Annotated in this window: 14 protein-coding genes; 3 read left to right on the top strand and 11 right to left on the bottom strand. The window is 69.6% G+C overall.

The window, feature by feature from the left end; all coding sequences use genetic code 11:
* Positions 1-44: 44 nt before the first annotated feature.
* Complete coding sequence (locus H0X90_RS24780; protein ID WP_048987206.1) at positions 45-896, bottom strand: BON domain-containing protein; 852 nt, start codon at positions 894-896, stop codon at positions 45-47.
* 184 nt (positions 897-1,080) lie between these two features.
* Positions 1,081-1,434 (bottom strand): hypothetical protein, encoded by a 354-nt coding sequence (locus H0X90_RS24785; protein WP_043205927.1) that lies wholly within the window; start codon positions 1,432-1,434, stop codon positions 1,081-1,083.
* 279 nt (positions 1,435-1,713) lie between these two features.
* On the opposite strand from H0X90_RS24785, the gene H0X90_RS24790 reads away from it, so the two are divergent.
* A complete protein-coding gene (locus H0X90_RS24790; protein WP_077190205.1) occupies positions 1,714-3,306 on the top strand; it encodes an ATP-binding protein in 1,593 nt (530 codons plus the stop codon).
* A gap of 4 nt (positions 3,307-3,310) precedes the next feature.
* Here the strand turns inward: H0X90_RS24790 and H0X90_RS24795 are convergent, their stop codons facing one another.
* The 4 genes from H0X90_RS24795 to H0X90_RS24810 form a co-directional block, all read right to left on the bottom strand.
* Entirely contained in the window at positions 3,311-3,634 is a 324-nt protein-coding gene (locus H0X90_RS24795) for a four-helix bundle copper-binding protein (protein WP_006498383.1), read from the bottom strand.
* A 32-nt stretch (positions 3,635-3,666) separates the two neighbouring features.
* Positions 3,667-4,872 carry a zinc-dependent alcohol dehydrogenase gene (locus H0X90_RS24800; RefSeq protein ID WP_034203647.1) on the bottom strand — a complete coding sequence of 402 codons (1,206 nt, stop codon included), beginning with the start codon at positions 4,870-4,872 and terminating at the stop codon, positions 3,667-3,669.
* 136 nt (positions 4,873-5,008) lie between these two features.
* A complete protein-coding gene (locus tag H0X90_RS24805) occupies positions 5,009-5,479 on the bottom strand; it encodes a membrane protein (protein WP_034203648.1) in 471 nt (156 codons plus the stop codon).
* A gap of 31 nt (positions 5,480-5,510) precedes the next feature.
* The gene (locus H0X90_RS24810) at positions 5,511-6,149 is read right to left on the bottom strand and encodes a MarC family protein (RefSeq protein ID WP_006498386.1); all 639 of its coding nucleotides are present in this window, start codon (positions 6,147-6,149) and stop codon (positions 5,511-5,513) included.
* A 122-nt stretch (positions 6,150-6,271) separates the two neighbouring features.
* On the opposite strand from H0X90_RS24810, the gene H0X90_RS24815 reads away from it, so the two are divergent.
* A complete protein-coding gene (locus H0X90_RS24815; RefSeq protein WP_043205930.1) occupies positions 6,272-6,490 on the top strand; it encodes a DUF6566 family protein in 219 nt (72 codons plus the stop codon).
* A 49-nt stretch (positions 6,491-6,539) separates the two neighbouring features.
* Here the strand turns inward: H0X90_RS24815 and H0X90_RS24820 are convergent, their stop codons facing one another.
* Positions 6,540-6,917: a DUF5594 family protein gene (locus H0X90_RS24820; RefSeq protein ID WP_059722845.1), complete on the bottom strand. Its 378-nt coding sequence runs from the start codon at positions 6,915-6,917 to the stop codon at positions 6,540-6,542.
* A 42-nt stretch (positions 6,918-6,959) separates the two neighbouring features.
* Positions 6,960-8,489, bottom strand: a complete 1,530-nt coding sequence (locus tag H0X90_RS24825) for an FAD-dependent oxidoreductase (protein ID WP_059722844.1) — start codon at positions 8,487-8,489, stop codon at positions 6,960-6,962.
* Positions 8,490-8,721: 232 nt separating this feature from the next.
* Here H0X90_RS24825 and H0X90_RS24830 point away from each other — a divergent pair, with 232 nt between their 5' ends.
* Positions 8,722-9,882: an NAD-dependent formate dehydrogenase gene (locus tag H0X90_RS24830; RefSeq protein ID WP_006498390.1), complete on the top strand. Its 1,161-nt coding sequence runs from the start codon at positions 8,722-8,724 to the stop codon at positions 9,880-9,882.
* Positions 9,883-9,909: 27 nt separating this feature from the next.
* Here H0X90_RS24830 and H0X90_RS24835 read toward each other — a convergent pair whose 3' ends face one another.
* The 3 genes from H0X90_RS24835 to H0X90_RS24845 all read right to left on the bottom strand — a co-directional run bounded on the left by H0X90_RS24835 (position 9,910) and on the right by H0X90_RS24845 (position 12,441).
* Complete coding sequence (locus tag H0X90_RS24835) at positions 9,910-11,334, bottom strand: PLP-dependent aminotransferase family protein (RefSeq protein WP_034203651.1); 1,425 nt, start codon at positions 11,332-11,334, stop codon at positions 9,910-9,912.
* Between the two features lie 367 nt (positions 11,335-11,701).
* Entirely contained in the window at positions 11,702-11,950 is a 249-nt protein-coding gene (locus H0X90_RS24840) for a hypothetical protein (protein ID WP_006498393.1), read from the bottom strand.
* Positions 11,951-11,985: 35 nt separating this feature from the next.
* Complete coding sequence (locus tag H0X90_RS24845) at positions 11,986-12,441, bottom strand: DUF1269 domain-containing protein (RefSeq protein WP_077190078.1); 456 nt, start codon at positions 12,439-12,441, stop codon at positions 11,986-11,988.
* Positions 12,442-12,526: the final 85 nt, after the last annotated feature.

Genomic DNA, 12,526 nt, shown 5'->3' on the forward strand with positions numbered 1-12,526 from the left:
CGCAGTGCTCGCGGTCGGGGGCGCGCCGTGTCACGCATCGGCGCTCAGTGGCGCGGTTCACGCTCGCGGCCGCGTACCACGGTGCCGGGCTCGGGGTCGCGCGCGGCGGGCTGGGTCGGCGTCACCGTCCGCTGGTCCGGATGCAGCACCATGCCCGTATCGTGTTCGCCTTCGCGGCGCACGCGCACGCGATTCTCGACGTCCTGTACGCCCATGCAGCCGTCGGCCAGATCCTCGATGTCGTGCTTCATCCAGCGGGCCGGCACCGTGCCGTCCAGTTCGACGCGACCGTCGCGTACCTGCACGGTCACGTCGCTCACGTCGATCTCGAGCGCATGCGCGAGCCGCTCGCAGACGTCCTCGCGAATCCGTTCGTCCGAGCGCGTATAGCCCTTCGGCCCGCGGCGATGACGCAGCGCTTCGCGTTCGGTGTCCCGGCCGAAGCGCGACAGGTCAGGCGCGCTGCCGCCATGGCGCGGATCACCGGGGTCGCGCTCGCCGCCGTACCAGCCCATCCGGTGCTGGCCGCGGAATTCCGGGCGCTCGCCGCCGTACCGGCCTTCGCGGCCTTCCGCGCGGCGACCCGGGTCGCCGTAGCCGCGCTCGGGGGTCCGCGCCGGCTGGCGCGCGCCGCCCGGCCAGTCCGGGTCGGCGGCAGCGCGCCGCGGGTCGACCGGGCGCGCGGCGCGCTCGGTCCATTCGCTGCCCCAGTCTTCCGGGCCCACGTCCTCGCTCGCGAAGCGGCGGTAAGCCGATTCGTAGTCTTCTTCCGGCCACCGTGCGGGGTCGTCCGGGATGCCGCGCTCGCCAGCGCCCCGGTACGCGCGTTCGTTGCGCTCGTGCCAGTCGGGCGGGCCACCGCGCTCGCCGGACCGTCCGGGATATCGTCGTTGCATCGTGTCTCTCCTTGATCGCCTGCGCCGCGCACGGCCCCATGCCGCGGCGCGGCGCGCGTCGGTCGGGTGAATGCAAATCGCGTGCCGGCGACATGGCCGTACCGCGACGGTTGCGCGTCGCAGCGCCGGGAAGCCGTCGGGCGCCCCAATCTGCAACGCGATTGCAGTTTTTGCGTGCCGGGCGTCACGGCGCGCCGCCAGGTTCGTCCGGTTCGTCGGTGCGACCGGGCTCGCTCAGCCGCTCGGTGCGGTCCGGCTCGATGTCGGCGCCTTCCTCGAGCGTCGAGTCGCCGTCCGCCGATGCCCGCTCGCCGGTGCCCGCGCGGTCCGTGTCGCTGCCGAGCGCGGCATCGCCGCGTTCGAGCGCGTGATCGTCGAGCGGCGAATCGACGTCGAACGGATGGCGCCGCGCGCCCGCCGTGTCGCTGCCGCTGTCGGACGAGTCGCTCGGACCGAGCGCGCGGCCGTCGCGGCCGCGGCTCGCGTTGTCGTCGTCCGGGCCGGCCGGTTCGTTGTCGGGATTCAGCGTGCTGTTCATGTCGATCTCCTTGCGTGGCTTGCCGCCGCGCGCGGGGCCGGACGACCGGCGCGCGGCGGATGGACCAGCAGGTCGTGCAATCGGCATGCCGGGCCGGCTACCGCCGGTCGCGCCGGCGCCCATCCCGGCGCACGGCACGGCCGATGCGCGCCCATTGATCAGCCGAATCGAGTTCCTTTATCCTTTCGGACGTGCCAATCGCTCCGTATGGCCGCCGCCGGCGCGTCCGGGGGCGGGCCGGCGACCCGCGGCCGCCCGTATTTCCAACTTGCCGCTCCGATGAAGAAAGACGACGCCGATCTCCAACCGCATCCGCCGCCGCCCGGCTTGTCCGATCCGCGCGACCTGCAGCACCGCTTCGCCGAATTCCGGTTCCAGACCGTGGTGGAGTCGATCACCGACTATGCGGTATTCATGCTCGATCCGTACGGCAACGTCGCGACGTGGAACGCCGGCGCGGCGCGCATCAAGGGCTACGACGCGGCCGAAATCGTCGGTCACCATTTCTCGCTGTTCTATCCGACCGACGCGATCGCGGCCGGCCGGCCGTCGCAGGGGCTCGCGCTGGCCGCCGCGCATGGCCACTTCCAGGACGAGGGCTGGCGCGTGCGCAAGGACGGCACGCAGTTCTGGGCGAGCGTGACGATCACGCCGGTGTACGACGCGACGCACGAGCTGTGCGGCTTCATCAAGATCACGCGCGACATGACCGAGCGCAAGCGGCTCGAGGAGCTCGAAGCATCGACGCAGCGGCTCAGCGTGTTCATCGCGACGCTCGCGCACGAACTGCGCAATCATCTCGCGCCGCTGCGCAATTCGGTCGGCGTGCTGCAGAGCCTGTCCGATCCGCCGCCCGCGCTCGCGCAGTGTCGCGACGCCGTGCACCGCCAGGTCGGGCAACTGACGCGGCTCGTCGACGATCTGCTCGACGTCGGGCGCATCACGGCCGGCAAGATCGAACTCGACGCTCGCCCGGTCAGCGTGCGCGATATCGTGTGCCGCGGCGTCGAGAGCATCCAGCCGAAGCTGGCCGCGCGCGAGCAATGGATCCGCGTCGACCTGCCGGCCGACTCCGTGGTGCTGCACGGCGACGACGCACGGCTCGTCCAGGTGCTGCACAACCTGCTCGACAACGCATCGAAATTCTCGCCGCACGGCGGCCGAATCGACGTCGGTGCGCGAATCGAAGGGCCGTCGGTGGCGATCAGCGTCGTCGATCGCGGCGTCGGCATCGCGCCCGGTGCGCTCGAAACGATCTTCGACCTGTTCGAACAGGAAGATGCACCGGGCCGCTCTCCGTCCGGCGGTTTCGGGCTCGGTCTCGCGATCTGCCGGTCGTTCGTCGAACTGCACGGCGGGCGGATCGTCGCGGAAAGCGACGGGCCCGGCCACGGCGCGACCTTCACGGTCTGGCTGCCGATCGCGCACACGATGCGCACCGAGCGCGCCGCACTGCCCGCACCGGCCGTGCCTGAACAGCCGGCGGACGCGCCGCTGCGCATCGTCGTCGTCGACGACAACCGCGATTCGGCCGATACGCTCGCGGTGCTGCTGCAGTTGAAAGGGCATGCGCCGCGGGTCGCGTACAACGCGGCCGACGCGCTGGCCCTCGCGCGCGACTACCTGCCGCAGCTGATGCTGCTCGACCTGACGATGCCGGACATCGACGGCTTCACGCTGCTGCAGGAATTGCGCGCGATCGACACGCTGCGCGACACGACCTGCGTCGCGCTGTCGGGCCATGCGCGCGCGTCCGACCTCGCGCGCACCGAACGCGCAGGCTTCGACGACCATCTCGTGAAGCCCGTCGAGATGGCCGTGCTCGATGCGTTGCTGCAGCGCGTCGCGCGGCGGGTTCAGGGCACGTCGTAAGCACTCAGGCCATCGCGCGGCACATCGCCGCGCAGGCCTCGCACGCGAGCGCGCAGCGGCGGCAATGCTCGTGCGCATGCCGCGAGCACTCGGCCGCGCACAGGTCGCACGCATGCGCGCACAGCGCGCAAATGCGCGGTGCGAGCCCGCTGCGGCGCGCCATCGCGCCCGATGCGAAGCGGCACAGCTGCGCGCACTCGATGTCGAGCGCGATGCACGCGGCCAGCGCATGCACGTCGCGCTCCGCAAGACAGGATGCCGCACAGGTGTCGCACGCGTGCGCGCAGGCGTCGCACGCGGCCATGCAGTTGTCGTATCGATCGTTCATCGCAATGCTCCCGGTTTCGGTTCGTGTCGTCGTCATGGCGTCAGCTTGACCTTCATCCAGCCCGGCTCGCGCACGTCGAACGCGCGATACGCATCGATCGCGTTCGTCAGCGGCTCGCTGCGCGTGAGCACCGATAGCGGGTCGAACGCGCCGCTGCGCACCAGCTCCACGAGCGGCGGCGTCACCGTCCGGTGATTGCAGTTGCCCATCTTGATCGTCAGGTTGCGGTTCATCGCGTCGCCGATCGGAAACACGCGCGCGGCCGGCGGATACACGCCGATCACCGAGATCGTGCCGGCCTTCGCGACCGCACGCACCGCCCATTGCAGCACCTGCGACGGCCCGTCGCCCGGCACCCAGTTGCGACCGTCCGGCTTGCGGTGCGGCGCGATCGCGTCGACTTCCGCATCGAACGCGCGCGCGGCGTCGCGATCGGCTGCGGCCGGCCCGTGCGTCGCGCGCATCGCGTCGACGCCCACCGCGTCGATCACGCGATCGACGCCGATCCCGCCGGTGAGCCGCAGGATCGTATCGACCGGATCGTCCTCGGAAAAATCGACGATCTCGGCGCCCTGCCCGCACGCCATCTCGAGCCGCGACGCGATCCGGTCGATCGCGATCACGCGCCCGGCGCCCATGAGCTTCGCGCTCGCGATCGCGAACTGCCCGACCGGCCCCGCGCCGAACACGGCGACGGTATCGCCCGGCTTCACTTCCGCGAGCTGCGCGCCGAAATAGCCGGTCGGGAAAATGTCCGACATCAGGATCGCGCGATCGTCGTCGATCGCGTCGGGCAGGCGAATCAGGCTCGCATGCGCAAGCGGCGTGCGCGCATATTCGGCCTGTAGCCCGTCGACCGGGCCCGTTTCCGCCGGCCCGCCGAAGAACGAAGTGCCCGCGCGCGGCCCGCCCGGGTTCGCGACGTCGCATTGCGCGGTGTAGCCCGCGCGGCAGTAGGCGCAGCTGCCGCACGCGATCGTCGACGGAATCAGCACGCGATCGCCGCGCCGCAGGTTGCGCACGTCGCGCCCGACCGCCTCGACGATGCCGACGCCCTCGTGGCCGAGGATCGTGCCCGGCTTCATGCCGCCCAGCGTGCCGCGCACCATGTGCAGATCGGTGCCGCAGATCGCGCTGGCGGTCAGGCGCACGACCGCGTCGGTCGCCGCGGAGACTTCCGGATCGGGCACCGTGTCGATGCGAATGTCGCCGATGCCGTGAAATACGACTGCTTTCATGTCAGGCCCTCCTTGTCGAAAGCGGAAACGGTGAATGAGACCGTCGAGCGAATCGAGCAAGGCGTGCGCCTGTGCGGCGCGCCGTGAGGCACGGACAGGAAGCGCTGCGTTTTCGAGGAGGAATCGAGCCGGCGCGTCAGTCCGTCGCCGGGCCGCTGCCGATGCCGCCGTCGCGCGCGTTCGAGATCGCTTCGACGAGCTTCAGTTCGTCGTCGATCGACAGCGTCGTGTCGACCACGTCACCGCCCAGCGGCCCGAGCGCCGCGCTCAACGCGTAGATGTCGACCTGCGTCGCGGCCAGCCCGAGCGAGACGGTGCCGGGGCGCGCCTTGCGCGCGACGCGATCGGTCAGCGCATCGTCGACCGGCCGCTCGCGCCATGCGTCGAGCGACGATTCGATGTGCGCAACGACGCTGTCGAGCAGCGATCCGGATGCCACGCGGCCCGGATCGACTGCATGCGTGCGCAACTGTCCGTCGGTCGAGCACTCGACGATCACGATCCCCGCGAGCGCGACGACGTGCCGGTCGCGCAGCGTGCCGAGTTCGGCCAGCGCGCGACGCGCCGCGTCGAGATCGGGATAGGACAAGACGATCAGCGTGTTCATTCAGCGACTCCAGGCAGTCGAACGGGCGCGCTCAATGCGGCAGCCCGAACGCGGCTTTCAGGCTCGCGACGATCATCTGCATCGCGATCGCCGCGAGAATCATCCCCATCAGGCGCTGCGTGACGGCCGTCACGCGCGGCGACAGGTAATGGCCGATCAGCGGCGCCGACAGCAGCGACACGGCCAGCAGCACGAGAAACGCGGCCAGCCCGAGCGCGAACGCGAGTTCCTGCCCGGTCGAGACCGCGCCGTGTCCGAGCACGATCATCGTCGCGATCGTGCCGGGGCCGACCAGCAACGGGATCGTCAGCGGGTAGATCGCGACGCTTTCGGCGGCTGCCGGATCGGCGCCTTCGTCGCTGCCCGGCGCATGCTGGCGGCTCGGCGCGCCATGCAGCATCGACAGCGCGATCAGCAGCACCAGCAGCCCGCCCGCGAGGCGGAAATCGTCGATCGTCAGGCCGAACGCGCGCAGGATCGCGCCGCCCGCGACGGCCGACACGATGCAGCCGACCGTCACGCCGATCGCGGCCGTCAGCGCGACCTTGCGGCGCACGCCGTCCGCCGCGCCTTCGGTCAGCGACAGGAACACCGGGATGTTCGCGATCGGGTTCATGATCGCGAACAGCGCGGCGAATACCTTGATGGAAAAAGTCAGGTCGAAGGCCACAGGGTCGCTCCCGTCTCGCGCGGCACGTGACATGCCCACGCCGGTTCGTTTTCGATGCGCGGCGCACGCCATGCTGATACGATCCACGCACCACGTTCATCCACGACGGAGGGCCCCGCTCGATGCAAGCCACCGACACTTTCATGGGTCACGAAATTCGCGTCGACGCGACGCGCAACGCGAACGGCGCATGGGTCGCGCAGGTGCGGATCTTCCGCGACGGCGCGCCCGTCGACCTGCCCGCGCCCGAACTCGTCACGCCCGAATGGCTGACGTGCGACGAGGCGCTGCGCGGCGGCATCGACCAGGGGCGCGTGATGATCAAGACGCGCGACCGGTAACGCCACCCGGTTCATCGGCGCACGGGCGACCGGCGTCGCGCGATGCACGTCACGCATCGAAATCGAGGTCGCCGATCAGGATCTCGCGATCGCGCTGGGTCCGTGTGCTGAAATCGACCGGCAGCTCCATCTGCCAGCGCTCGATCGTGACCGGCAGCGCCGCGAGATAGCGATCGAAGCGGCTGGGATCGGGCTCGGCCAGCAGGCCGGCGATCGCGTCGTCGCGCCACGCGAGCCGCACGTTCAACCGGTTCGGCAAGCCGACCGTCGACGTGAGGCCGATCACGTCGATGCAGGTCGGGCTGCCCTGCCCGTCGTGCGGCACGACGTCGACCTTCACTTCGCCGGGCTGGTACAGGCCACGCAGGCGCGTCGCGATGCGCGGCGCGAACTCGGTTTCGAAACGGGCGCGGACGTCGGGGTTCATCTTGCCTCCATCAAGGGTTCGGCAGGTGTCGTCTTGCTGCTTTCATGCGGGCGTCATCTGCCGCTCGAGCGCCGCTTCGGCCTTCAGGTTGTCGAGATCGCGAGCGATCGTCACGACCGCGAGCCGCGTGTTGCCGCGCCAGTACGCGATCGAGCAGTCGTGCGCGCCGAGGTCGCCCTCGATCTCGACGCGCTCCCATTGCTCCGCATGCCCGACATAGCGGAGCGTCAGGTCGTAATGCTGGCTCCAGAAAAACGGCACCGCGTCGAACGGCCGCTGCTGGCCGAGCAGGTTGCGCGCCGCGACGATGCCCTGCCGCTCGGCGACGACCCAGTGCTCGACGCGAATCCGCTGGCCCGTCAGCGGATCGGGCCAGCGCGCGATATCGCCGGCCGCATAGATGCCGGGCGCACTCGTCTGCAGGAAGCGGTCGACCGTCACGCCGCGTTCGACCGCGAGCCCGGCGTCCTGCGCAAGTTCGACGTTCGGATGCACGCCGATACCCACCAGCACGACGTCGGCCGGCAGCACGTCGCCGCTCGACAGCGTCACGCTGTCCGGCCCGATCCGCGCGGGCGTCGCGCCGAGATGGAACACCACGCCGTGCGCTTCGTGCAGCGCCTTGATCGTGTCGCCGAGCGCATCGCCGAGCACGCGGCCCATCGGATGCGGATCGGGCGCGACGACGTGCACGTCGAGCCCGCGCGTGCGCAACGCAGCGGCCGCTTCGAGCCCGATGAAGCTCGCGCCGACCACCACGCAGCGGCGCGCGGTTTTCAGCTTCGCGATCAGCACATCGCAATCGGCGCGAGAGCGCAACGTACACACGTGCGGCAGATCGGCGCCGGGCACGTTCAGCTTGTTCGGCTCGGCGCCGGTCGCGAGCAGCAGCGCGCCGTAGTCGACCCGGCCGCCGTCGGCCAGCTCGACCGACCGCTGCGCGGGATCGATGCGCGTGACCCGCGTATTGCAGCGCACGTCGATCCGCTGCTCGGCATAGAACGACGGCGCGCGCAGCGGCAGCCAGTCGGCTTGCGCCGTGCCCGCGAGGTAATCCTTCGACAGATTCGGCCGGTCGTACGGCGGATCGGCATCGGCGCTCAGCAGCGTGATCGCGTGCGGATAGCCTTCCTGCCGCAGCGTCACGGCCGCCGCGATCGCAGCGGCGCCGCCTCCGACGATCACGACCGACGCGGGCAGCCCGGTTGCCTTCAGCGCGGGCGGCACGGCGGCCGGCCGCGCATCGACGACGACCGCGCGGCCGTCGCGCCGCTCGACGCGCCAGCACGGCAGCCCGTCGAGCGCCGGCGCGCGCTCCATCTCACCGGTGCGCAGGCAGAACGCCGCGTGATGCCACGGACAGCGAATCGTGTCGCCGACCAGCAGGCCCTCGGCCAGCGGGCCGCCATAGTGCGGGCATTGCGCGCCCACCGCGAACAGCTCGTCGCCGCGACGCACGAGCAGCACCGCCGCGTCGCCGACATGGCCCTCGATCATCGCGCCGTCGGCGAGATCGTCGAGCGCGACCCCCTGCGTGAGGTCGGGGCGTGAGGACGCATCGCTTCCAGTCATGACGTGGCTCCCGAAAAGTCAGGTAACGATCCCATTATCGACATCCCTCGTGAAAAGAACAGGTACAGACGCCCCGCAGCGCACGCAAACCCGGACTGTAGCTTGTACGCGATCCATGACCGGCGTAGAACGTGATCAACGTTGCGGCGCAACACGGCGGCCGCCTGCGAGGCGCACGACGCGACCCGCGCAAGCCGCGTGCCGCCTTCACCCGTCAAAGGAGCACTACCCGATGGCCACCGTCCTGTGCGTGCTCTACCCCGATCCCGTCGACGGCTATCCGCCGCGCTACGTGCGCGACGCGATCCCGGTCGTCACGCACTACGCGGACGGCCAGACCGCGCCGACACCGGCCGGCCCGCTTGGCTTCCGGCCCGGCGAGCTCGTCGGCTCGGTGTCCGGCGCGCTCGGCTTGCGCGGCTATATGGAAGCGCACGGCCACACGCTGATCGTCACGAGCGACAAGGACGGCCCCGACTCCGAATTCGAGCGCCGGCTGCCCGAAGCGGACGTGGTGATTTCGCAGCCGTTCTGGCCCGCGTACCTGAGCGCCGAACGGATCGCCCGCGCGCCGAAGCTGAAGCTCGCGCTGACGGCCGGCATCGGCTCCGATCACGTCGACCTGGATGCGGCCGCACGCGCGCACATCACCGTTGCCGAAGTCACCGGCTCGAACAGCATCAGCGTCGCCGAGCACGTGGTGATGACGACGCTCGCGCTGGTGCGCAACTACCTGCCGTCGCATGCGATCGCGCAGCAGGGCGGCTGGAACATCGCCGACTGCGTGGCGCGCAGCTACGACGTCGAAGGGATGCATTTCGGCACGGTCGGCGCGGGGCGCATCGGCCTCGCGGTGCTGCGCCGGCTGCAACCGTTCGGCCTGCATCTGCACTACACGCAGCGCCATCGGCTCGATGCGTCGATCGAGCAGGCGCTCGCGCTCACGTATCACGCCGATGCGGCGTCGCTCGCGAGCGCCGTCGATATCGTCAACCTGCAGATTCCGCTGTACCCGTCCACCGAGCGGCTGTTCGACGCGGCGATGATCGCGCGGATGAAGCGCGGCGCGTACCTGATCAACACCGCACGCGCGAAACTGGTCGACCGCGATGCCGTGGTGAATGCCGTCACGTCCGGCCATCTCGCCGGCTACGGCGGCGACGTGTGGTTTCCGCAGCCGGCGCCGGCCGATCATCCGTGGCGTACGATGCCGTTCAACGGGATGACGCCGCACATCTCGGGCACGTCGTTGTCGGCGCAGGCGCGCTATGCGGCCGGCACGCTGGAGATCCTGCAATGCTGGTTCGACGGCAAGCCGATCCGCAACGAATACCTGATCGTCGACGGCGGCACGCTCGCCGGCACGGGCGCGCAATCGTACCGGCTGACGTGACGCCGCGCGCCGCGTTCGGCCGCGCGGTCAGTCGAGGCAGGATGCGGCGAGCTTGCCGACGGTGACGACCGCGCGCTCGATCTCCGGCGACCACGGGCTGCTGTAGTTCAGGCGGATGAAATTCCGGTAGCTGTCCGCGATCGAGAACATGTAGCCCGGCCCGATCGTGATCCCCTGCTCCAGCGCGAGCTGATACAGCCGCATCGCATCGACCTGCACCGGCAGCTCGATCCACAGCACGTAGCCGCCCGCCGGGCTCGAAATGCGCGTGCCTTCCGGAAAGAACCGCGACACCATCGCGCGCATCAGGTTCGCCTGCTGTGCATAGGCCTTGCGAATCCGCCGCAGGTGATGCTCGTAGCCGTCGCGTTCGAGAAACTCCGCGATCGCCAGTTGCGGCAACGACGGCGTCGCCAGCGTATTCAGGAACTTCAGCTTCTCGACCTGTTCGCGGTAGCGGCCCGGCAGCGCCCAGCCGATCCGGTACGCGGCCGTCAGGCTCTTCGAGAACGACGCGCAATGCAGCACGATGCCTTGGCGGTCGAACGATTTCAGCGTGCTCGGATGCATGTTGCCGAAATACAGTTCGTTGTACACGCCGTTCTCGATGATCGGCAGGTCCGCTTTCGTTGCGAGCGCCACCAGTTCGCGCTTGCGCTCGTCCGGCATCTGGAAACCCAGCGGGTTCTGGAAGTTCGGCATCACCATGCACGCGGCGATCGGCTGCGATTTCGCGATCGCGGCCAGCGCCGCGATGTCGATTCCGTATTCCGGATGCGTGGCCACCTCGATCGCCTTCATCCCCATCCGTTCGATCGCGTGCAGCATCGCGTAGAACGTCGGCGATTCCACCGCGATCGTGTCCCCCGGCTTCGCGACCGCCTGCAGGCACAGGTTGATCGCCTCCGTCGCGCCGACCGTCACGATGATCTCGTTCGGGTCCACCGACATCCCGTTTTCCAGGTAGCGCCGCGCGATCTGCCGGATCAGCCGCGGATGGCCCGGCGGCAGCCCGTCGGTCACGCCCCACAGCGACTTGTCGCGGCCGGCCGCGTACGCGTAGCGGTTCAGCTTCTCGAACGGGAACAGGCTCGGGTCCGGATACGGCGAGCCGAGCGGCACCGCGTCGTCCGTGCCGATCGAGCGCAGCGTCGACAGCACGAGCCGGCTCACGTCCACCGACGACGAGATCGCGATCGGCTTCGACGGCCGCAATTCGCGCACCGGCGCGTGGCTGTCGTCGCGCCGCAGGTTCACGAAATAGCCCGACTGCGGCCGGCTTTCGAGCAGCCCGCGGCTTTCCAGCAGCAGATACGCATGCAGCACCGTCGTGATGCTGATCCGGTGCTGCTGGCTCGCCTGCCGCACCGACGGCACACGGTCGCCGTGTCGATATACCCCTTGCCGAATGAGTCGCTCTACGTCGTTCGCAAATTTCTCGTAGAGCTTCATCCGCCTCGCCCCGCCAGCGATGAACCGGCCTGCGCCGCATGGGCGGCGCGTCCGCGCCGACGCACGAAGCCGGATAGCCGTCGCCGGGTGCGGGTGTCCCGGTTCGAACCTCGTCCATTACCGAAATTGAAGGCGGATAGCAATGCGAATCTCATCAAGACAAGGTTCGGCATCCTACTGCGTCATTTCGGCGAATGTAAGTGACAGTTTGGCGGGGAAACGTCAAATCCGGCCGGCGTGGTGAACAGATGCGAACGCGGCGAAGCGATCGCGCGGCAGCCGTTCGCCGGGCGCGTGTCGTGACGTATTGCGGACGGCGGAGGACCGGCGGGCAGCGCAGCCCGGCCACGCGCTAGCCCGCTCGCCCTCACGCGTCGTCGACGTTGTCCGCGTAGTGGTCGATCGCGACCTTGCACTCGTCGAACACCACCGTCAGCAGCGCGACGTCGTTCGACTCGAGCCACTTGCGGATCTGCAGGAACTGGCTCGTGCCGAGATCGGCGAGGCGGCCCGGATCGTCGGTCGTCACGTCGACGCTCGCGATCGCGCGGTTGCCGGGCAGCGGCGACAGCGTCGCCGCGATGTCGAAGCGGCGGTACGATTGATCGATGCGCATGCGGTTCTCCCGGCTCGGTTCGAAAAGGGGTGGGCTCAGTCGAGCATCTGGCGAAACACCTTGCCGCCGAATCCCGTCACGACGTTGTCGACCGAGAACGGCGTGTCCTCCTTCGCTTCGAGAATGACCGCGACGCTGCCGGGCACGAGCCGCGCCGCGACCGTCTCGACGAACGTGCCGTCGAGCAGCGCGTTGCCGGCCGCCTGCGCGAGAATGCCGGCGCCCGCGCCGGCCGCCATGCCGGTCACCACGCCGAGCGGCCCGGCGAGCAGGCCGAGCAAGCCGCCCGCGATCGCGCCGATTACCCCGCCCTTGAACGGCCGCGATTCGGCGTCGAGCACCGCGAGCTTGCCGTTCGCATCCTTCTCGACGACGACGCCGTTCTCGATGTGGAATCCTTCGTTCTTCTCCGACAGCGCGTCGAAATCGTTCGCGGCCTGACGAGCCGTCTCGACGCTGCCGAACACGGCGACGATCAATTGCCTGGTCATGCGACACCTCGCTTGATTGGATGGTGGGGGAACCGCCGCACCGCGCACGACGCGCCGGGGTTCGCTTCGAATGCCGCCCGGGCCG

This window comes from Burkholderia sp. 9775_39, from assembly GCF_015712225.1.
GTDB lineage: Bacteria > Pseudomonadota > Gammaproteobacteria > Burkholderiales > Burkholderiaceae > Burkholderia > Burkholderia cenocepacia.

Excerpts from the sequence above, each read along its gene's own strand:
- H0X90_RS24780 (WP_048987206.1), bottom strand. The coding sequence starts at position 896 with ATGCAACGACGATATCCCGGACGGTCCGGCGAGCGCGGTGGCCCGCCC.
- H0X90_RS24785 (WP_043205927.1), bottom strand. The coding sequence starts at position 1,434 with ATGAACAGCACGCTGAATCCCGACAACGAACCGGCCGGCCCGGACGAC.
- H0X90_RS24790 (WP_077190205.1), top strand. The coding sequence starts at position 1,714 with ATGAAGAAAGACGACGCCGATCTCCAACCGCATCCGCCGCCGCCCGGC.
- H0X90_RS24795 (WP_006498383.1), bottom strand. The coding sequence starts at position 3,634 with ATGAACGATCGATACGACAACTGCATGGCCGCGTGCGACGCCTGCGCG.
- H0X90_RS24800 (WP_034203647.1), bottom strand. The coding sequence starts at position 4,872 with ATGAAAGCAGTCGTATTTCACGGCATCGGCGACATTCGCATCGACACG.
- H0X90_RS24805 (WP_034203648.1), bottom strand. The coding sequence starts at position 5,479 with ATGAACACGCTGATCGTCTTGTCCTATCCCGATCTCGACGCGGCGCGT.
- H0X90_RS24815 (WP_043205930.1), top strand. The coding sequence starts at position 6,272 with ATGCAAGCCACCGACACTTTCATGGGTCACGAAATTCGCGTCGACGCG.
- H0X90_RS24820 (WP_059722845.1), bottom strand. The coding sequence starts at position 6,917 with ATGAACCCCGACGTCCGCGCCCGTTTCGAAACCGAGTTCGCGCCGCGC.
- H0X90_RS24825 (WP_059722844.1), bottom strand. The coding sequence starts at position 8,489 with ATGACTGGAAGCGATGCGTCCTCACGCCCCGACCTCACGCAGGGGGTC.
- H0X90_RS24830 (WP_006498390.1), top strand. The coding sequence starts at position 8,722 with ATGGCCACCGTCCTGTGCGTGCTCTACCCCGATCCCGTCGACGGCTAT.
- H0X90_RS24835 (WP_034203651.1), bottom strand. The coding sequence starts at position 11,334 with ATGAAGCTCTACGAGAAATTTGCGAACGACGTAGAGCGACTCATTCGG.
- H0X90_RS24840 (WP_006498393.1), bottom strand. The coding sequence starts at position 11,950 with ATGCGCATCGATCAATCGTACCGCCGCTTCGACATCGCGGCGACGCTG.
- H0X90_RS24845 (WP_077190078.1), bottom strand. The coding sequence starts at position 12,441 with ATGACCAGGCAATTGATCGTCGCCGTGTTCGGCAGCGTCGAGACGGCT.